Genomic DNA, 20,494 nt, shown 5'->3' with positions numbered 1-20,494 from the left:
ACTATCGTTCCGTTTTCCAAGCAGTTAAACGCTTTTCGATCGCAAGCAGACTGTAGTTGAACAGCAAGCCAATGCTGGTAATACTGATAATGCCAAAGAACATTTCAGGAATCTGGAAGTTATATTGTGCATAGTTAATCAGATAGCCTAGACCAGCTTTCGCCCCGACCATTTCAGCAGCAATCAGCATCAGCACCGAGAATGAGCCAGCCAAGCGTACACCCACAAAAATCGTTGGAATCGCAGCGGGTAAAATCACTTTACGGAATAGCTGTACTGGACTCAGTCCCATGGTCCGTGCTGACTTAATTAACAGTGGATCAACATTACGAACACCACTAATGGTATTCAATAGAATTGGCCATGTGCAGGCATAGGTGACTAAAGCAATTTTTGAGCTTTCACCGATACCTAGAAACAAGATAAATACGGGCAATAAGGCCAAAGCCGCCGTATTACGGAACACTTCAAGCAATGGATTCAGAAATTCGGAAAAGCGTGTGTACCAACCGATGGCTAAACCAAGCGGAATCGCAATCAGGATCGCGAAAATAAATCCGCTGAGCGAGCGAATCAGACTGGCTTGTACATGCGTGAGTAGCTGACCATTCTGAATCAATCCCCAACCACTCACCAAAACTGTAGAAAAAGTCGGTAAAAATGCTGAATCGACCAAACCAACTCTTGGCACAATTTCCCAAACAGCTAAAAATAATAAAATCGCGGCTGAACGCTTAAACAATTTAGACAGCCAAACCAAATTTAATTCCGCCCATAAAGAATGGGGCTTTTGAGTTGAGCGAATCGATCGCTGCTGAATTGTCTTTGGAAAGGTTAAGGTATCTTTTGAGCTCGACATAATCACCTCTAATTTTTTAATCATTGAATGGTTAGCTTAAGCCACCAGTTGCTTTTGTTTTTCTTGCGCTTGTGCTTTCAAGACCTCTTCTCGTAATAAGCTCCAGATTTGATGACGCAACTGGTTGAACTCAGGACTGGAACGAACATCCTCCTGATCACTTCGCAATGCAGCTGGCACCTCAATCACCTGTTTAATACGCCCTGGTCGAGAGGTCATAATGGCAATGCGTTGCCCTAAATAGATTGCTTCATCAATGCTATGGGTAATAAAAATGATGGTCTTCTGAGTCTGTTGCCAGATTTTCACCAATTCAGCCTGCAAGGTTTCACGGGTCTGTGCATCCAGTGCGGCAAAAGGTTCATCCATCAATAAAATGTCAGGGTCATAAGCCAAACTTCTAGCAATTGCCACACGTTGCTTCATTCCTCCTGAAAGCTCATTTGGATAATGATGTTCAAATTCAGCCAGCCCGACCAAATTTAAAAAATACTTTGCAGTTTGATAACGCTGTTCTTTGCTGACACCCTTGGCATCTAGACCAAACTCAATATTTTGTAGCGCGGTCAACCATGGAAACAGTGCATATTGTTGGAAGACGATACCGCGATCCAACCCTGGCTTTTTTATAGCTTGCCCATCAATCAGAATTTGACCTGTGGTCGGAGTCGTCAAACCCGCGAGCAAATCCAAGAGCGTTGATTTACCACATCCACTTGGCCCTACAATGGCAACAAACTCACCTGCCTTAACATCCAAAGATAGATTTTCGACTGCCACAAAATCTTCAGCTTGGTCTTTTGCACCTTTGACTTTCTTGGCGGCAAATGACTTATAAACATTTTCAATTTTTAATTTAACTGTCATTGGGTATGCTCCTTACTGCGCTGATCGTCAGCTACATTTTTGTTTTCACTTGCGTAGGGATTAAATTGATTGCTAAATAAAGCATCTGCCTTGACCTGATTCGGTTTGAGCTCACCGCGTTTTTCAAATAGGTCAATCCAACGTTGATATTGTGCTGCGTTTAACAAGCCACCTTGACTCACCACACCATAGCTGCGCCAGTACTGCATCAGCACATCGCTTTCATTGCGCTTTCTTTTTTCAATAATGCTGTTAAAACGGGCGAGCACTTGTTCACGCGGCGTTTGCTTAGTCCATTCCACGGCTTTCGCTACACCCGTTACATACTGCTTCACGACTTCTGGATGTTGCTGGATGAACTTTTCAGTAAAGACATAACTGCCCGCGGTAAAACTGCCATACAGATCCGTATCTGAGACCAGTTTTCTTAAACCGCCACGTTCCAAGGCCTTATCTTGAAAAATAGACACCAGTGCGGCAGCATCAACTTGTCCTGCACGTAGAGCTTGTTCAGTATTGGTCGGCGGTAAAACAACAAACTCAACCTGATTGATTTCATCATTAGTTAAACCTTGACGTGCCAAATAGTCTTTTAAAACAAACTCATAATGTGCACCCAATGTATTTACGGCTACTTTTTTTCCAATCAAATCACGCGCTGACTGAATTGGACTATTATTGGGAACGTAATACCCCACCCAGCTTTTGTCATCACTGCCATAAGAAGCAACCACGGCTTTGATCTTAATTCCCGCAGCGGCTAATTTAATGATTGCGCCATCGAAAGCAGTGGCAACATCCACATCGCCTGTGGTTAAGGCCTGTAAATCTTGTGGACCACCTTGCACACTGCCTACATATTTCAGCTTTAAATCACCTAAATAACCCAAGTCCTCCGCCAGTTCAGGTAATGAAACCACACTGGTTAAAGATTGGTAACGGAGTTCATGTACTTGATTAGCAGGTGCATCTGAGTTTTTACTACAAGCGACCAAAGCCAACACAGTTAAACTGAAGATGCTGAGCTGACGCAGCCATTTAAAGCGACGTTTGAAATACTGCTGAAAACGTTGTTGTTTCATTTTATTCCTCTCCTAGCGTCGCCAAACCAAAATACGGCGCTCTGCCCAATTGGCGAAGTAATTCCACGCCACCCCAATAAAGCCAATGATGATCAAGCCAAATACAATCAAGCCGACATCTAAGGCAGCCCGCCCACGGATTACGATATTGCCTAGCCCAACCCCATAATTGGCAAGCAGAAATTCTGCCCCAATAGTGGCAACCCAAGCGAAGATCAATCCGAGTTGTAAACCTAAAAAGATTTGAGTTGCAGCTGCGGGTAAAATTAGCTTACTCAAGGTCTGCCAAGCATTGAATTGATAGACCTTGGCGACTTCGTATTGCTGCAGCGGGATTTGTCTGACCCCGTCAATAGTGTGTAAGGCCACGGGATAAAAGACCGAAAGCACAATAAATAAGATTTTTGCACTATTGCCATAATCCAAGAAGGTCGTGATCAGAGGAAGCCATGCAAATAAGGAAATCTGACGCAGCACATTAAAACTGGGCAAAAATAAATAATTGGCCCAGCGTGAGATACCAATCACAATGCCAAAAATGATGGCCAAGAGGCTTCCAATCACAAAACCAGCCAGATCACGAAATAAACTCGCACCTAAACCAGTCCAAAACTCTTGTTGCTGAAACTGATAAATTGCAATTTTGAGCACTTCAATAGGTGCTGGAATGAGTTTAGGATTGACCCAATTCAACTTAGATGCGATCGCCCACAACACAATGAAAACAATTGGGAGGACCAAACCATAAACGTTTAAATAATTGAAATTAAATTTTGTTTTGGATGTAGAAGTAATAGACATATTCAATCCCCCTTAAAATGCACTGCGTTGCCAATGGCTAAACCCACGTTCAACCCAGCCCAAAATATGATCTAGGACAAAACCCACGATCCCAATCACAATGACAGCCATAAAGATAATGTCAGGTTGGATCAATTGCCGTCCCCACACAATCAGGTAACCAATTCCTTCACTACTGGCTAATAGTTCGACAAAAACTAGGGATAACCACGCCTGCACAATCCCTTGACGTAAACCACTGACAATATTGGGCAAAGCAGAAGGCAAAATGACACGACGAAATCGCTGCCACGCATTAAAGCGATACACCTGCGAAACTTCTAATAAATGCGGAGGCACATTCAAAACACTGCGATAGGTCGCAACAAGCACAGGTACAAAAACCGCAAGTGAAATTGCTGCAATTTTTAGGCTTTCATCGATGCCTAAGAAAATCATCAGTAATGGAATCCAGCCAATCACGGGAAATTGAGCAATTAAATTAAAAGTTGGATAAATAAATCGATGCGCAATACGCGATAATCCGATGAGAAAACCCAATAACAACCCAATACTGCCCCCGACCAAGACACTCCAAGCCACCCGTTTTAAACTAATCCATAAATTATCCTGTAACTCATGCGTATCGATCAGTTCCAAGGTGGTTTGCCAAACCAAGGCTGGACTTGGCAAAATCTGTTCAGGTAACCATTGTTTTTGTACCGTATACTGCCAAGCTGCTAATCCAATCGCAGGTACAATCAATGCCAATACAATACGGGCAATCCAGAACCCAAACTGTTTTAAATAAGGGCCTAAATTGATCCGCTGCCATGTCTGTTCATTTTCTAATTGCGTTTCGATGCTACTCATTTTATTGACCCTCTATTTCTGAATACATTTCAATTTCTACAGGCGGCGCGATAAATATATGGGTGAGATGTTGAGCAAAACCGATCAGCCCAGCAAATAAAACTGCGGCGATTAGGAATATCGACTGTAAGCCCCAGTAATGACCTAACCAGCCCCCAACAATACTGCCCAACAATGCCCCCGCAGGACCTGCCAGCGCGCTCAACCCAGAAACCTTTGCCATTCCGAGTCGTTCACCGACATTGGCAAACATGGTGAAATTGACGATATGCAACATCGCAAGCCCCAAACCCAAAATCACAGCACCCACCCACAACAGCGCTGGAACTTTGGGAATACCCAAGGCCACAGATGCCACTGCAACCGATGCAAAGCCCATTTGATAAAAGCGTTTTATCCCCCAACGAGCCAGCAACGTCCCTGTACTAAACAAAGCTGCAACAAAGACAGCGCCCTGTAGTGTCACCAAACTGGCAGCAATGGTTTCACTCAAGCCAAAGTCTTTAATCGCAATCACAATAATGAAAAACCCGTAGTACGCCATTACGGCGTTGCTTGCCATTTCAATCAGACTGGTACGCCGTAAAGCCTGATCTTGTTTTAATAAAACCAATTGCTTGGCAATTACAGCTAGGCTAAAGACTTCGTTCTGCTGCACTTGCCTGATCTGTATTGAATTAGATCCAAAGGCCAAGGGTGCAAAAACTATCGGTAGCAGAAAAAGTCCCGCAATCCACCAAAATGCACCTGAGAATCCCGCTCCACTCACTAAGCTCACGGCCAATAGCGGACCAACCAGAAAGAAGCCCATCATATGCGTACCTCTAAACCATCCCGCCCGAGCAGCACCTATACTTTTTAAATGCTGCATATACACTGTATTGAGCGAAACAAACCGCATTGGCATACATAGTCCAACAAGGAAAGTACATAAGATCAGGTACCAAACCGCTGGATAAAACGGCACCGTGACATACACCACTGCTGCGAGAAAACTTCCTAACACAAACATTGTCTTAGGCCCGTGTCGCTGTACTAACAAACCAATTGGCAATCCGATCAATAAAATACCGAGACTCTGTACTGCAGCAATCACTCCCATTTCAAACTCATTTGCAGCTAACTGCACCGCATATAACGAGGTCACGATTTTCGCAATACCAATGCCCAAGCCGGCACACAATGCCAAGCCGATAAAGCCCAATACAAAGCGCCACTGACCCAATTCAGCCTGAGCAACCGATTCCTGACGCATAGGTCATTCCTATAATGCTGAACAAATAAACGGACTGGCCAAAGGCATACATGCCCTTGGCTTGACCCAGATCACAATTACTTTTTACGGTTGCCATTCACATCAAATTTTGGCCAGAAATTTTCCAGTTTCAGTTCTTGAATCGCGGTATTGAGATACTTCGGTTCAATCCAAGAATCCACATCTACTGGACGGCGAATCAGTTTGTAATCAATCGACTGCTGAACTGATTTCTTTAAAGAGTTGACTGCATAATCATCAAAGTATGGTGAGTTACGATCTTTCAGCGAGTAATCATCCCAGTCTTTTTTATAGTCAAGATAAGGCACACCACTTTGCGCCCATAACTTGTACTGCGTATCACGGTTCTTTTCATCCGAGCTCCACACGTTATCCTTAATAAATGTGGTCACTACACGTTGTACAATTTGTGGATATTTCTTCTCGAAGTCTTCGCTGACCCAGGCCACCAATGGACCATTCAGGTTTGGATCTTTACGCACTTCTAAAATACGCTTTGCCACACCACGTGCTTCCAATGTCCACGGACTGGTAATCAGGCCATCAATATCCCCTGTTGAGAGTGAGGTTTGAGCTGAATAAAAGTCCTGACTAATCACACGGAAATCTTTTTCAGTGAATCCGTATTTACGCAATAAACGCCCTAAAATCAGCTGTTGGTTAGTGCCTTTAAATACAGAAATGGTTTTGCCTTTTAAATCCGCCAGACTTTTCGCGCCTGAATCCGATGGCACTGCAAAGTAGACTGGTCCAAAACGTCCAGTCACAAATAACAGTTTGGATTTCAAACCCGTTGAACGTCCGACAATTGACGGTAAATCACCATGCCCGATACCAAAATCAACTTTTTTATTGGCTAATGCCTCATTTAATGCGGGGCCTGCGCCCGGGAAAAAGCTCCATTTCACCTTGATGCCGTCTTTGGCAAACTCTTTTTCCAAAATGCCGCGTAAGTTCGCACTTGCATACGCACTGCCACCAACCTTGGGTTTTCCACCTACACCAGCACCAGGTACACCCAGTCGAATTTCTGTGGGATTGCTTTCAGCAAAAACCGAGAAGCTGGAGGCAATTAGCAAACCAGCCGCTGCACCAATAAATAAATGTTTCGTTAAAAATTTCATTGCGTCATTACTCATATTGGAAAATTAAAAGGTGTATTGGAATTGCGCTTGTACTTCCGAGAAGTCTTTTTGCGCTGCTGTCTCGTGGTCATAACTCCAACGATTCAGCCCTAATTGGAATTTGGTGGTTTGTGCAAAGAATAAATTGAGGCCCAAGGTATGAATATCGACTTTGCCAAGCCCATGCCCTGCAATACCGATCACATCTACACCTTTATTTGGGTTATAGCTGTCATAGCGATAGAAGGTCTGAATCGATTTCGGCCAAAAATCATCAAACTTGGCTACAGATTTCACACTGTTATAAAATTGATCACCAAAGGTATAAAACAGGGTTGCGGTATGCCCTTCGGCCTTGACCTCTGCGGTTGAACCTGTGGCCGTGGCATAATCACTGAGTCCTTTGACGTATTCATAAGTCACGCCAAACGGTGCATGGTTATAGTAGATATCCAGTCCCACACGATCATTACGACCATTACCATCCAGGACATTCGTCCCCGCAATGACGTTCTTGCTGCCTTTGAGATACGAGGCTCCAAATTTCAGCTCACGGAACCAACTGGCATAATCAACAGGTAAAGTGAAAGCCACCCGTCCGATATAGTCTTTCTTGTCATTGTCATCGACTTTATTGGTGCCATTGCCATTGACTACACCCAGCGCATATTCAAATAAGGGCGCACGGTAATTCGATGAATAATCGACAAATGGTTTGACGTCACCTCGTACAATCAAACCAGTTTGACGGTTGAATAAGCCCAATTGAGCAAGACCTGTGGCAACATTGATGGTCGGTCGTAAATCCTCAGGTGATTGTGGATCTAAACCAAATGGAATCAGTTGCTGACCAAAGGTCACATTCAAACGAGGAACTTCTGGCCCACCATTGGTCGAGGTGAAGTTATAGCGCAAGAAGGCATCTGCCAGATTCAGGTCACTGGCGCTACCTGCTGTGCCAACACGTTTGCCATAACTAAAAGAAAGTTGATAATCTAGGTTTTTGCCTTCTTTATAATCTCGATATAAATTTCCTCGCACACCAAATAAAGCGGTTGGAACATCAAAAGTATTACGACGTGGTGTAACCGGTGCTGGATTTCCAGATGCTGTGTCTCGGCTCTGCCCCTGTGCCCGAACTTGAACGGTTCCATATAAGGTGGCATCTCGTGTCGACTTCACTGACGTCCGCTCATACTGACGAGACTGATCATATTTGTAGTTTTCCAGATCACTACGGAAACCTGCCAATTCACTTTGGGTGGCAAAGCTATGTTCGGTATTTTCTTCCTCCTGAATGCCTGCTGCTGTTTCCTGTTGGGCATTCAGTGCTTCTGTTTCAACAATCTCAGTTGAAGCTTGTTTCTTTTGCTTTAATGCATTGACTTGCTGTTGCAAAGCCGTCAGCTGCGCCTGTAACTGCACTAATGTAGTATCTATATCTTCTGCTGCCTGAACTGTGCCGCTTCCCAAAAGCGTTGCCATGCTTAATGCAACCGATAAAGAGAGATGATGCTTTTTCACCAATAAAACCCCTAAAACGAAAATACTAAAATTTGAGTCAAAAAATCCTGTGTGCGACTGAATCTGCAATCACACTTCAAAAAAATCCCAACCAAATAAATTAAAAAATAAGAGAGAAATTAACTTGCCATACAACAACGCAACATCTTCATCCTGTGCTCCTCAGCCTGCATAAAACCAATCTTTGATTCATCTACCGAGATATTTGCAAGCAGCATGCCAACTATTAAGCAGTTGTTTTTTATTGTTATTTCAAAAAACACTTCCATTCCCCCTGTTGAAGCACTGTTGATTTTCCAACACCCTGCTTATACCAAAACAGCTTATTTTCAGGTGTTTATTTCTTATTTTTAGATATAGGAATAATGCAGCGATATGCTTCTCTCAAAATAAAAAAGACAGCTGGATTAACTCAGCTGTCTTGAATAAAAGAAGACATTAAATTAAAGAATATGCTCTAGCCTTTAAGGTGCAGGATTAGGATGCGCTTGATGAATTTGCTCAATCCCCTGAATCACTTCATCTGAGAGTTGTAGATCAATACTCTCGATATTGGTTTTCAGTTGGGTTAAATTGGTTGCCCCAATAATATTACTGGTCACAAAACGGCGACTGTTCACATAGGCCAATGCCAATTGAGCAGGATCTAAATCATATTGTTTAGCCAGTGCCACATAACGACGGATTGCATCTTCAGAGGCTTGTCCTTTATAGCGAGCAAAACGTTCCCACCGCGTTAAGCGTGCGCCTGCTGGTTGTGCGCCATCTAGGTATTTTCCAGTCAATGCACCAAAAGCTAAAGGTGAATACGCCAGTAAGCCCACCTGTTCTCGGATTGCAATTTCTGCATTGCCAATTTCAAAACTACGGTTCAATAAGTTATACGGATTTTGAATAGACACGACCCGTGGCAAGCCTAAGCTTTCGGAATATTTTAAAAACTGGCTCACACCCCACGGTGTTTCATTGGATAGACCAATATGACGAATTTTGCCTGCCCGAATTAAATCTGCCAAAACTGTCAGCGTTTCCAAAATTGGAACGGTCTCTTCATCTTCAACATGGTTATAGCCCAATTCACCAAAATGATTGGTACTTCGGTCTGGCCAATGCAGTTGATAGAGATCAATATAGTCCGTCTGCAAACGCTGCAAACTATCATGCAACGCAGATTCAATATTAACGCGATCTAACTTGGTTTGACCTGAACGAAAATGCGAGGCTTGAGTTAATTTCCCTGAACGGCCGACCACTTTACTTGCAATCAGGACTTGATCTCGTTTCTGTGACTGCTTTAACCATGTACCAATATATTTTTCAGTTAGCCCCTGCGTTTCAGGCTTAGGCGGAACAGGATACATTTCAGCGGTATCAATCAGATTAATCCCGCGTTCAACCGCATAATCCAATTGTGAATGTGCTTCAGATTCAGAATTCTGTTCGCCCCATGTCATGGTGCCTAAGGCAATCACACTGACATCAATATCAGTTTGACCTAATTTTCTATATTGCATTTTTCACTCAATTCAATTGTGATGACACAAGAGCGGCTGTTAAAGATCACCCTTGTTTGTTTAATTTATGCTTCAGTTTTAACATGAATTTAACTGGCTTTGTTTTTTTCAGCTTGGCACGCCAATACATATTGATTTTCTGGACGTACCAGACCTAAGTTTTCACGTAAGGTTGTGCCTTCATATTCAGTACGGAATAGGCCTCGACGCTGTAGCTCTGGCACAATCAACTCAACAAAATCATTTAAGCCAGCAGGTGTACTTGGAGGCAAAATATTAAAGCCATCAGCTGCCTCATTCTCAAACCATTGCTGTAATTGATCGACAATCTGTTCAGGGGTACCAATCAATTGCCAATGACCACGAGCCCCCGCCACCCATTCATAGAGCTGACGAATACTGAAATTGTTTTTCTTAGCAATATCAGCAATGAGTGCAGGACGACTCACCATACCCTGCCCCTCGCTCAACTCTGGGAATGGGCCATCCAGATCATAGCCCGAGAAATCAAAGCCGCCACTTAGACCACTGAGTAAAGCAAGTCCGGCTTCTGGATGAATCAAATCTGTGAGTTGCTGGTATTTAGCGCGTGCTTCTTCTTCGGTACGACCCACAAAGGCAGAAACGCCTGGTAAAATTAAAAGTTCGTCAGTTGCACGTCCATATTTCGCTAAACGGCTTTTTACATCACGATAGAACTCTTGTGCATCTTCCAATTTTTGATTAGCAGTGAAAATCACTTCAGCATAACGGGCTGCGAGATCACGCCCTGGCCCTGACTGCCCCGCCTGCACAATCACAGGATAGCCTTGTGGTGTACGAGGTACATTCAACGCACCTTTCACCGCATAGTATTTGCCTTTGTGGTTCGGGTTATGTACTTTTTCAGGATCATAAAACACACCTGATGCCTTATCGTGAATAAAAGCATCATCTTCCCAGCTATCCCACAGTTTTTTAATCAACTCAACATATTCTTGGGCACGCTCATAACGTTCTGCATGCGGAATCTGTTGCTCATAGCCAAAATTGGCAGCGGCCGCTTCCGAAGCGGAAGTCACCACATTCCAGCCCGCTCGACCGTGACTGAGGTGATCTAAAGAAGCAAACTTCCGTGCCAATAGATACGGTTCTTCATACGTAGTCGAGGCCGTGGCAATAAAACCAATATGTTTGGTTACTGTCGATAAAGCGGCAAACAAGGTGACAGGTTCAAAGCCCGCCACTTTATCACTATAGCCAGTTTTTTCTGCCTGTCCGAAATTCACCGCTAAACCATCAGCTAGGAAATAAGCATCAAATAAGCCTTTTTCAGCTAACTGTACCTGTTCTTTAATAAAATCAAAATCTACTGCTTTATTCGGTTGAGACTCAGGATGTCGCCATGCGGCAACATGTTGTCCAGTCGCTGGGATAAACGCACCTAATCGAATTTTTCTACTCATGTTCTGCTCCACATTTGTTATTCAACATAATTCATCTTTCACTATGCTTTAATACAAATTGGATGCCAGTTTTTTATTTATAAATATCAATAAATTAAAAAATATTCATTTTATCCATGCTTCAACAACAGCATGATTCTGTTGAGGGGGTGCTGGAAATTCAACAATTCTTGTCTATGCAACTTCATTCAAGTGAATCATGTATCATCCGTGATTCAGATTTATTCAGAGAAGTTAGTTATAGGTAGTTTGATAGTAAACACACTATTGTGATTCGGATTGCTATATTCAATTGAACCTTTGTGCGCAACGACGATGGCGTGAACAACGGCGAGACCTAAACCCGTTCCGCCAAATTCTTTATTTCTAGACTGTTCCAATCTGAAAAAAGGATCAAATAGATCTTGTTGATACTCAGGCGCAATACCTGGCCCCTGGTCCTCAATCTTCAGTACCCAATCACCTGCCACCCACTGCGTAGAAATTTTAAGTGTTCCTGCATTTGCATAGCGAATTGCATTTTCGATCAGGGCAATCAGTACTTGTTCAAGACGACGACGATCACAGCTAATCAATGCGGCCCTGACATCCAGTACTGGGATAATTTGAGCTTTTACCAAGCGATCTTCAAACAGTTTTAAAACTTTTTCCGCATGCAATTTAAAATCAATCTCTTCATAATTTAATCTGAGTTGCTGATTTTCAACTAAACTCAAAGTACGTAGATCTTCGACCAAATGTGATAAACCCTCAACCTGATTAAGCAGGCTTTTAAATAAAGCTTCGTCGGGTTTAAACACGCCATCTAAAATACCTTGTAAGCGCCCTTGCAAAATAGTGATGGGTGTTCTGAGTTCGTGGGCAATCGCGGCATTCCAGACTTGAGCATTTTCGACCGAGCTTTCCAACTGCTGTGCCATGTCATTAAAATGATGCATCAACTCAGCAATTTCAGTGGAATTAATCTGGCTATCATCTGCCCTTGCAGAAAGGTCGCCTTGACTGATTTTTTTTGCAGCTTCAGCCAAAAAATTAATCGGCTTAATAAAGCGTTGTGCCAGAAACATCCCAATAATTAAAGAAATAACAGCACCACAAAAAACCACTGTAGAAAGCCAAATCCAATCGACAAAATGGAATTCAGTCCAATCTTCCTGCAAAGAGCTTAAGGTAATCCACCCTACATCAATGGCATAGTTATAAATAAAATAGCCCAGAAAAACTGAAAAAAGTGTCACGCTCAAGTTCACGATACTTAATGCAATAAAGAGCTGTTTACTAATGCCTGACTTATTTTTCATTTCAATTTCCAGATCAGTTCTTTTCCGTGTTGATTCATTCAAGCTTATATATCTTGCGGATGATCCAAGCGATACCCGACACCACGCACATTGATCAGCATCTGTTGTAAACCATGTTCTTCCAGTTTCTTTCTCAACTTACTGACATGGCTGTCGACTGTGCGTTCTAAAGCATCGCTATCTGGCAGACAGTGATTTAAAAGCTCACCTCGCGTAAAAACTTTGTAAGGATGATCAATCATTTGCAGCAATATTTTATATTCGGTCAGGGTAAGATTCAGCATGACTTTTTTGTCTTGTTGATGAACATAGACACTATGTATATCGGTATTAATTTCGATGTTTTTATAGATGAGATTCTTGTTGACTGTTTGGCTGTTTTGCTGAGCCCGTCGTAGCACAGCCTGCACCCGTGCGACCACCTCATTGGGATTAAAAGGCTTAACCACAAAGTCATCCGCACCAATTCTTAATGCCATCACCTTATCAATATCTTGGTCAAGTGCAGTCAACATAATGACGGGGGTCTGCGCCTTTTGACGAATTTTATTTAGCACATCCCAACCATTCAGTTCAGGCAATTTAATATCCAGCAGAATTAAATCAATCGGTTGTGCAGTATGCATTTCAATCGCTTGCTTACCATTCATGGCACGAATGACACGCATGCCTTCACGTTTGAGATAGTGCTCAATAATATCACCAATCTCATATTCATCTTCTACGACGAGAATAAGTTTGTCATGACAATCGAAAGAAAAAGAATGCTCAAACATAACCATCTAGGCAAATAATACAATCTATTCATCATACGATGATTTATCTGTCAATCTCCACACTTTTTCCACACTTCCCCGATGTTGGTTACACAAAGCAGGAAAATAATGTCAGCATCAAAAACTCCCAAGGTTTGGACAGAATGCAAAAGCATCTATTACTTCCATTATTTTTATCCATCGGACTTGTATTACAAGGCTGTGGTTCTGATGAGGCAAAGCCAGCTGAAACGCCCCCTGCAAAAGTGAGTGTTTTAAATCTTCAACCGCAAGCGGTCAACTTTAGCGAAAACTTGCCAGCGCGTGTACAGGCTTTCAGAACTGCTGAGATTCGCCCTCAAGTCGGCGGTATTATTGAAAAAGTGTTATTCCGACAAGGCAGTGAAGTTAAAGCAGGACAAGCACTGTATAAAATTAACGCTGAAACCTTCCAAGCAGATGTGAACAGTAATCGTGCCTCACTGAATAAGGCTGAAGCAGAAGTAGTACGTTTAAAAGTTCAGTTAGAACGCTATGAACAATTATTGCCAAGCAATGCGATCAGTAAGCAAGAAGTCAGTAATGCCCAAGCTGAATATCGTCAGGCCTTAGCTGATGTTGCCCAGATGAAAGCCTTACTTACACGTCAAAACCTAAATCTGCAATACGCCACTGTCCGTGCCCCGATTTCGGGTCGGATCGGGCAATCGTTTGTCACTGAAGGTGCATTGGTCAGCCAAGGTGATGCCAATACCATGGCAACCGTACAACAAATTGATAAAGTCTATGTCGATGTAAAACAGTCGATTAGTGAATACGAACGTTTACAGGCTGCGCTACAAAGTGGTGAGCTATCCGCCAATAATGAAAAAACCGTGCGTATTTCAAATAGCCATGGTCAGGCGTATAACGTCACCGCCAAAATGCTATTTGAAGACATTAATGTCGATCCAGAAACTGGCGATGTCACCATTCGTATCGAAGTTCAAAACCCTGAAAGAAAGTTACTTCCAGGTATGTACGTGCGTGTCAATATTGATCGTGCTTCTGTTCCACAAGCACTATTAATTCCAGCACAAGCGGTACAACGCAACATCAATGGCGAGCCACAAGTGTATGTAATCAATAGCAAAGGTGCAGCAGATATTCGCCCAATTGAGTTGGGACAACAATATGATCAGTTCTATATCGCCAATAAAGGCCTAAAAACGGGTGATAAAGTCGTTGTAGAAGGCGTTGACCGTATTCAGCCGAATCAAAAACTTGAAATCAGCAACTGGAAAGTCCCTGCAATACAAGGAGCTCAATGATGATGTCACAATTCTTCATTCGCCGCCCTGTGTTCGCCTGGGTGATTGCGATTTTCATTATTTTATTTGGGGTCCTGAGTATTCCCAAATTACCGATTGCCCGCTTTCCAAGTGTGGCGCCGCCTCAGGTCAACATTAGCGCGGTATATCCGGGTGCGACGCCAAAGACGATCAATGACAGCGTTGTGACTTTGATCGAACGAGAACTATCAGGTGTCAAAAACCTGCTTTACTATAGCGCGACCACAGACACCTCGGGTACTGCTGAAATTTCTGCGACCTTTAAACCAGGTACAGATGTTGAAATGGCGCAGGTTGATGTACAAAACAAGATCAAGGCTGTTGAAGCACGTCTACCTCAAGTGGTTCGCCAGCAAGGTTTGCAGGTTGAAGCCTCTTCATCAGGCTTCCTGATGCTGGTTGGAATCAACTCACCGAATGGACAATATTCTGAAGTTGACTTGAGTGATTACCTGGTCCGTAACGTAGTCGAAGAACTGAAACGTGTTGAAGGCGTAGGTAAAGTTCAATCCTTCGGTGCAGAAAAAGCCATGCGGATTTGGGTCGACCCAAACAAACTGGTGTCTTACGGTCTGTCGATTAGTGATGTCAATAATGCGATCCGTGAAAATAACGTCGAGATTGCACCTGGTCGACTCGGTGATCTACCTGCAGTCAAAGGTCAATTAATCACGATCCCCCTATCTGCTGAAGGTCAGTTGGGTGATGTTGAACAATTTAAAAATATCAGTCTCAAAAGTAAGACCAGTGGTAGTGTCATTAAACTATCTGATGTTGCCCATGTAGAAATGGGTTCACAGGCTTATAACTTTGCGATTTTAGAAGATGGTAAACCAGCAACGGCTGCTGCAATTCAGCTCAGCCCGGGTGCCAATGCAGTGAAAACGGCTGAAGGTGTCAGAGCCAAAATTGAAGAATTAAAACTCAATTTACCTGAAGGCATGCAATTTAGTATCCCTTATGACACTGCACCTTTCGTTAAAATTTCAATCGAAAAAGTAATTCATACCTTACTTGAAGCCATGGTTCTGGTGTTCATTGTAATGTATTTATTCTTGCATAATGTTCGCTATACCTTAATTCCAGCCATTGTTGCACCGATTGCACTGTTGGGTACTTTTGCGGTGATGTTGCTTGCAGGCTTCTCGATTAACGTACTGACCATGTTTGGTATGGTGCTCGCGATCGGGATTATCGTCGATGATGCGATTGTGGTGGTGGAAAACGTCGAACGGATTATGGCAACTGAAGGTCTGCCACCGAAAGAAGCCACCTCCAAAGCGATGAAGGAAATCACTAGCCCAATTATTGGGATTACCTTAGTCCTAGCAGCGGTGTTCTTACCGATGGCCTTTGCCAGTGGTTCGGTTGGTATTATCTATCAACAATTCACCTTAACTATGTCAGTGTCAATTCTGTTCTCGGCATTATTGGCGTTGATTTTGACTCCTGCACTATGTGCCACCATCCTCAAACCGATTGATGGACATCATCAAAAGAAAGGTTTCTTTGCATGGTTTGACCGTAGCTTCGATAAAGTCACCAAAAAGTATGAATTGATCCTGCTGAAAGTGATCAAACATAGCATTCCAATGATGGCGATCTTTGTGGTGATTACAGGTCTTACCTTCGCAGGTATGAAGTATTGGCCAACGGCATTTATGCCTGAAGAAGATCAAGGTTGGTTCCTGACTTCATTCCAGTTGCCTTCTGACGCCACTGCTGAAAGAACACGCAATGTGGTAAATGAATTTGAAAGTAGCTTAAAAGACAATCCGAATGTAAAAAGTAACACCACGATTATGGGCTGGGGCTTCAGTGGTGCAGGTCAAAACGTGGGGATTGCCTTTACCACGCTCAAAGATTTTAAAGAGCGTACTTCCAGTGCAAGCGAAATGACCAATGCTGTCAATGAAACGATGGCACATAGTCAAGAAGGCGCAACCATGGCGGTGCTTCCACCCGCCATTGATGAACTTGGGACTTTTTCAGGTTTCAGCTTGCGCTTACAAGACCGTGCCAACCTAGGGATGCCTGCACTTTTAGCTGCACAAGACCAGTTAATGGAAATGGCAGCCAAAAACAAAAAGTTCTATATGGTATGGAATGAAGGCTTACCACAAGGTGACAATATTTCTTTAAAAATTGACCGTGCAAAATTGAATGTTCTTGGTGTGAAGTTCGCAGATGTTTCGGACATCATTTCTACTTCAATGGGTTCAATGTACATCAATGACTTCCCGAATCAGGGACGTATGCAACAAGTGATTGTACAGGTCGACGCCAAATCGCGGATGCAATTAAAAGATATTCTGAATCTGAAAGTCATGGGTTCAAATGGGCAATTAGTCTCTTTATCTGAAGTGGTCACACCGCAATGGAATAAAGCACCACAGCAATATAACCGCTATAACGGACGTCCATCGTTGAGTATTGCAGGTATTCCGAACTTTGATACATCGTCAGGCGATGCCATGCGTGAAATGGAAAACCTGATTGCCAAACTACCGAAAGGGATTGGCTATGAATGGACAGGTATTTCTTTGCAAGAAAAGCAATCTGAATCGCAGATGGCATTCTTACTTGCCTTGTCTATGCTGGTCGTGTTTCTGGTTCTGGCTGCGCTTTATGAAAGTTGGGCCATTCCACTTTCAGTCATGCTGGTGGTGCCTTTGGGTATCTTTGGTGCGGTGGTTGCGATTATGTCACGTGGTTTAATGAATGATGTGTTCTTTAAAATCGGTCTGATTACCATTATTGGTTTATCGGCCAAGAACGCGATTCTGATTGTCGAATTTGCCAAGATGCTGAAAGAAGAAGGCATGAGTTTAGTTGAGGCCACTGTTGCTGCAGCCAAACTTCGTTTACGTCCGATTCTGATGACTTCACTCGCCTTTACCTGTGGTGTGATTCCATTGGTCATCGCTTCAGGTGCCAGTTCGGAAACACAGCATGCCTTAGGTACAGGTGTATTTGGTGGCATGATTTCAGCGACAATTCTAGCGATCTTCTTTGTCCCAGTCTTCTTCATTTTTATTCTGGGTGCAGTTGAAAAGCTGTTTTCTTCGAAGCAAAAAAATCCATCTTAAATGACATTGAGCAGAGGGAATCAATGGATTTCCTCTGACTCCTCCTCTGTATTTATCCTTATATTATTTGGAGAAGACCATGTCTAATGTGACTGTCTTATCTCGTGGCCTACTTGTCTCTACGCTTTCAATGGCCTTGACGGCGTGTATGAATATGCAGGCACCAAAACCTGTGATTCAATCCGATATTCCACAAAACTTTTCTCAAACCACGGCTGGAACTTCAATTGCCAATCAGGGTTATCAACAATTTTTTTCAGACTCACGTTTATTAAAAGTGATCGACATCAGTTTAAATCACAATCGTGATTTACGTACTGCAACACTGAATATCCAACGTGCACAACAACAATATCAAATCAGCAAGAACGACCAGTTACCTAGTATCGGAGCAACTGGCAGTGCTGTACGACAAGTCAACCCTACGGTGAATCCAAATAATCCTTATTCCACCTTTCAGGTCGGCCTTGGTATAACTGCTTATGAGTTAGACTTTTGGGGTCGTGTACAAAGTTTAAAAGATGCTGCGCTAAACAATTACCTTGCCACCCAAAGTGCCAGAGATGCCACTCAAATTAGTCTGGTGAGTCAGGTCAGCCAAGCATGGTTGAATTATGCCTATGCAAAGGCCAATTTAAATCTGGCTGAGCAAACCTTAAAAGCACAACTTGATTCCTATAACCTCAACAAAAAACGCTTTGATGTCGGGATTGATAGTGAAGTTCCATTACGTCAGGCTCAGATTTCGGTTGAAACAGCCCGAAATGATGTGGCGACCTATAAGACCCAAGTGTCACAAGCACAAAACCTACTGGATCTATTGGCTGGCCAAGCTGTTCCTCAAAATCTCCTACCGAATCATGCCGTGAAAAGTATTAGTGCTGAAAGTACTTTTGCAACAGGCTTAAGCAGTGATTTACTCAATCATCGTCCAGACCTAAAAGCTGCTGAATATCAGCTACTTGCTGCTGGAGCAAATATTGGCGCAGCGAAAGCACACATGTTCCCGACCATTAGTCTGACAGGTTCAGCGGGATATGCATCGACTGATCTCAAAGATTTATTTAAATCAGGAGGCTTCTCTTGGTCCGTTGGACCAAGTATTGATGTTCCAATTTTTGACTGGGGAACACGTAAAGCCAACGTTAAAATTTCTGAAACAGAGCAAAAAATTGCTGTTGCAGATTATGAAAAAGCCATCCAATCCGCTTTTCGTGAAGTCAATGATGCTCTTGCTGCCCGTGCCCACATTGAGGATCGTTTGAGTGCTCAACGTCGTTTGGTTTCTGCAACCGATACCACCTATAAATTATCGACGGCTCGGTTTAGAGCGGGGATTGATAGTTACTTAACGGTTTTGGATGCTCAACGTTCTGCTTATGCGGCACAGCAAGGTTTACTGATGCTAGAGCAAACTAAGTTAAATAATCAGATCGAATTATATAAAGCGCTCGGTGGTGGTTTATCTCAACCAGCAGTGTAGATTTCAACTTTTTTGCACTCGATCTCTAGTTAAGCTATCTCGCCTTTCTCTGTCTTAAATAAACAGCCTGATGTTAACTAGAGACCGACTCTCGTAAATTGCGATATTGCTTCGGGGTCTGATTGGCCCAGCGCTTGAATGCACGGGTAAAATGGGTCACATCGGAGTAGCCTAATTTTTCTGAAATAGAGGAAATACTATATTCATGATGATTCAGTAATTTTTTGGCATATCGCTCTCGGACTTGATCCAGGAGAAGCTGAAAAGTGGTTCCCTCTTTTGCCAATTGACGCTGTAATGTCCGCTCTGTCAAATGCAACTTATCTGCAACCTCGTTCATTTTGAAAAAACCTTCAACCTCATCAAAAAGCAATTCACGGACCAAAGCTGTTAGCGGGCGTTTCTCTCCTCGTTTTGCCACCAGCTTGTTCAAATCGTGTTTGCATTGTTCTCTAGCCAATCTGGCCGCGAGAGGATCAGCCATAATCAGTGGAAGTGCTAAATAACTTTCAGGAAAAATAAGGCGATTATTCTGCTGATTAAAACTGATTTCACAGGGTAATAATTCTTGGACTTGTGCTAAAAATGCAGGTTCGAAATAATTCAGTTCAGCCTTAATTTCTAATTTGTTGCCTGTGATGGCATTGGACATTTGGGCAAAACCCACCATCAGAAATGTCATGCCCACAATCCCCATCTTAAAGTTGATCATGGGTTGATCTAAATAAAGTGAGGCAAATCCATTTTCAATTTCTAAACGTGGTTTTAATGCTGGACAACGCAGGCCTATAAATTGTTCCATGACATTTAGTGCTTCACCCAGATTGTGTGAAACCATCGCAGCTAGGCCGACTGAACCATGGCATGACACCGTCATTTGTAAACCAAGATAGACGCCCAATGCAGGTTCGTTGGTCAGTTCAACCGCCCGATTCAGTAATTGATTAAAGATATCAAAATCTAAATACCAAAATGGCTGTGAAAGTTGTTCAACCTCAACACCACTTCCTTCCAGTAATGTCTCTGCAGGAATATTTAATTTTTGTACCACATCAGCCATCAGACTGACATAAGTTCCAGGTAAAGACGGATTCACTGTCGTTATCTCATCAATGCTTTATATAAAATGTCGTAAAATGGTCAAAACTGTCATTTCAAGAACTATGACACATTGCAGTGATTCGGCATAGT

General features: G+C 42.9%; 16 protein-coding genes. 3 read left to right on the top strand and 13 right to left on the bottom strand.

Annotation, left to right across the window (positions count from 1 at the left end; translation table 11 throughout):
• Position 1 precedes the first annotated feature (1 nt).
• The 12 genes from V6E90_RS04430 to adeR all read right to left on the bottom strand — a co-directional run bounded on the left by V6E90_RS04430 (position 2) and on the right by adeR (position 13,421).
• Positions 2-859, bottom strand: a complete 858-nt coding sequence (locus tag V6E90_RS04430; protein ID WP_332604631.1) for an ABC transporter permease — start codon at positions 857-859, stop codon at positions 2-4.
• Positions 860-895: 36 nt separating this feature from the next.
• Positions 896-1,726 (bottom strand): ABC transporter ATP-binding protein, encoded by an 831-nt coding sequence (locus V6E90_RS04425; RefSeq protein ID WP_023270481.1) that lies wholly within the window; start codon positions 1,724-1,726, stop codon positions 896-898.
• A complete protein-coding gene (locus V6E90_RS04420; RefSeq protein ID WP_332604630.1) occupies positions 1,723-2,808 on the bottom strand; it encodes an ABC transporter substrate-binding protein in 1,086 nt (361 codons plus the stop codon). The genes V6E90_RS04425 and V6E90_RS04420 overlap by 4 nt, the downstream gene beginning before the upstream one ends.
• A 12-nt stretch (positions 2,809-2,820) precedes the next feature.
• Positions 2,821-3,609: an ABC transporter permease gene (locus V6E90_RS04415; protein ID WP_332604629.1), complete on the bottom strand. Its 789-nt coding sequence runs from the start codon at positions 3,607-3,609 to the stop codon at positions 2,821-2,823.
• Between the two features lie 12 nt (positions 3,610-3,621).
• The gene (locus V6E90_RS04410; protein WP_332604628.1) at positions 3,622-4,461 is read right to left on the bottom strand and encodes an ABC transporter permease; all 840 of its coding nucleotides are present in this window, start codon (positions 4,459-4,461) and stop codon (positions 3,622-3,624) included.
• A 1-nt stretch (position 4,462) separates the two neighbouring features.
• Positions 4,463-5,716, bottom strand: coding sequence for an MFS transporter (locus V6E90_RS04405; protein WP_332604627.1), 1,254 nt, complete (start codon positions 5,714-5,716; stop codon positions 4,463-4,465).
• 77 nt (positions 5,717-5,793) lie between these two features.
• Positions 5,794-6,861 carry an ABC transporter substrate-binding protein gene (locus tag V6E90_RS04400; RefSeq protein ID WP_262758437.1) on the bottom strand — a complete coding sequence of 356 codons (1,068 nt, stop codon included), beginning with the start codon at positions 6,859-6,861 and terminating at the stop codon, positions 5,794-5,796.
• 24 nt (positions 6,862-6,885) lie between these two features.
• A complete protein-coding gene (locus tag V6E90_RS04395; protein WP_442881246.1) occupies positions 6,886-8,385 on the bottom strand; it encodes a DUF3138 domain-containing protein in 1,500 nt (499 codons plus the stop codon).
• A gap of 464 nt (positions 8,386-8,849) precedes the next feature.
• Positions 8,850-9,899 carry an NADP(H)-dependent aldo-keto reductase gene (locus V6E90_RS04390; protein ID WP_332604626.1) on the bottom strand — a complete coding sequence of 350 codons (1,050 nt, stop codon included), beginning with the start codon at positions 9,897-9,899 and terminating at the stop codon, positions 8,850-8,852.
• Between the two features lie 89 nt (positions 9,900-9,988).
• A complete protein-coding gene (locus V6E90_RS04385; protein ID WP_332604625.1) occupies positions 9,989-11,344 on the bottom strand; it encodes an LLM class flavin-dependent oxidoreductase in 1,356 nt (451 codons plus the stop codon).
• Between the two features lie 221 nt (positions 11,345-11,565).
• Positions 11,566-12,645 (bottom strand): two-component sensor histidine kinase AdeS, encoded by a 1,080-nt coding sequence (gene adeS / locus V6E90_RS04380; RefSeq protein WP_332604624.1) that lies wholly within the window; start codon positions 12,643-12,645, stop codon positions 11,566-11,568.
• Positions 12,646-12,689: 44 nt separating this feature from the next.
• Positions 12,690-13,421, bottom strand: coding sequence for an efflux system response regulator transcription factor AdeR (adeR, locus tag V6E90_RS04375; protein WP_332604623.1), 732 nt, complete (start codon positions 13,419-13,421; stop codon positions 12,690-12,692).
• A 143-nt stretch (positions 13,422-13,564) separates the two neighbouring features.
• Between adeR and V6E90_RS04370 the strand changes: the two genes are divergently transcribed.
• From V6E90_RS04370 to adeC, 3 genes are all read left to right on the top strand, one after another.
• A complete protein-coding gene (locus tag V6E90_RS04370) occupies positions 13,565-14,710 on the top strand; it encodes an efflux RND transporter periplasmic adaptor subunit (protein WP_023270473.1) in 1,146 nt (381 codons plus the stop codon).
• Entirely contained in the window at positions 14,710-17,820 is a 3,111-nt protein-coding gene (gene adeB, locus V6E90_RS04365) for a multidrug efflux RND transporter permease subunit AdeB (protein ID WP_332604622.1), read from the top strand. Before V6E90_RS04370 ends, adeB begins: the two co-directional genes overlap by 1 nt.
• A 79-nt stretch (positions 17,821-17,899) precedes the next feature.
• Positions 17,900-19,303 (top strand): AdeC/AdeK/OprM family multidrug efflux complex outer membrane factor, encoded by a 1,404-nt coding sequence (adeC, locus tag V6E90_RS04360; protein ID WP_332604621.1) that lies wholly within the window; start codon positions 17,900-17,902, stop codon positions 19,301-19,303.
• A 73-nt stretch (positions 19,304-19,376) separates the two neighbouring features.
• Here adeC and V6E90_RS04355 read toward each other — a convergent pair whose 3' ends face one another.
• Positions 19,377-20,399: an AraC family transcriptional regulator gene (locus tag V6E90_RS04355; protein WP_065342246.1), complete on the bottom strand. Its 1,023-nt coding sequence runs from the start codon at positions 20,397-20,399 to the stop codon at positions 19,377-19,379.
• Positions 20,400-20,494 lie beyond the last annotated feature (95 nt).

The sequence above is a fragment of the Acinetobacter sp. ESBL14 genome (assembly GCF_036668815.1).
Taxonomy (GTDB): Bacteria; Pseudomonadota; Gammaproteobacteria; order Pseudomonadales; family Moraxellaceae; genus Acinetobacter; species Acinetobacter gyllenbergii.
Note: the sequence above shows the minus strand (reverse complement) of the source record. Positions and strands in the feature narration are given on the sequence as shown.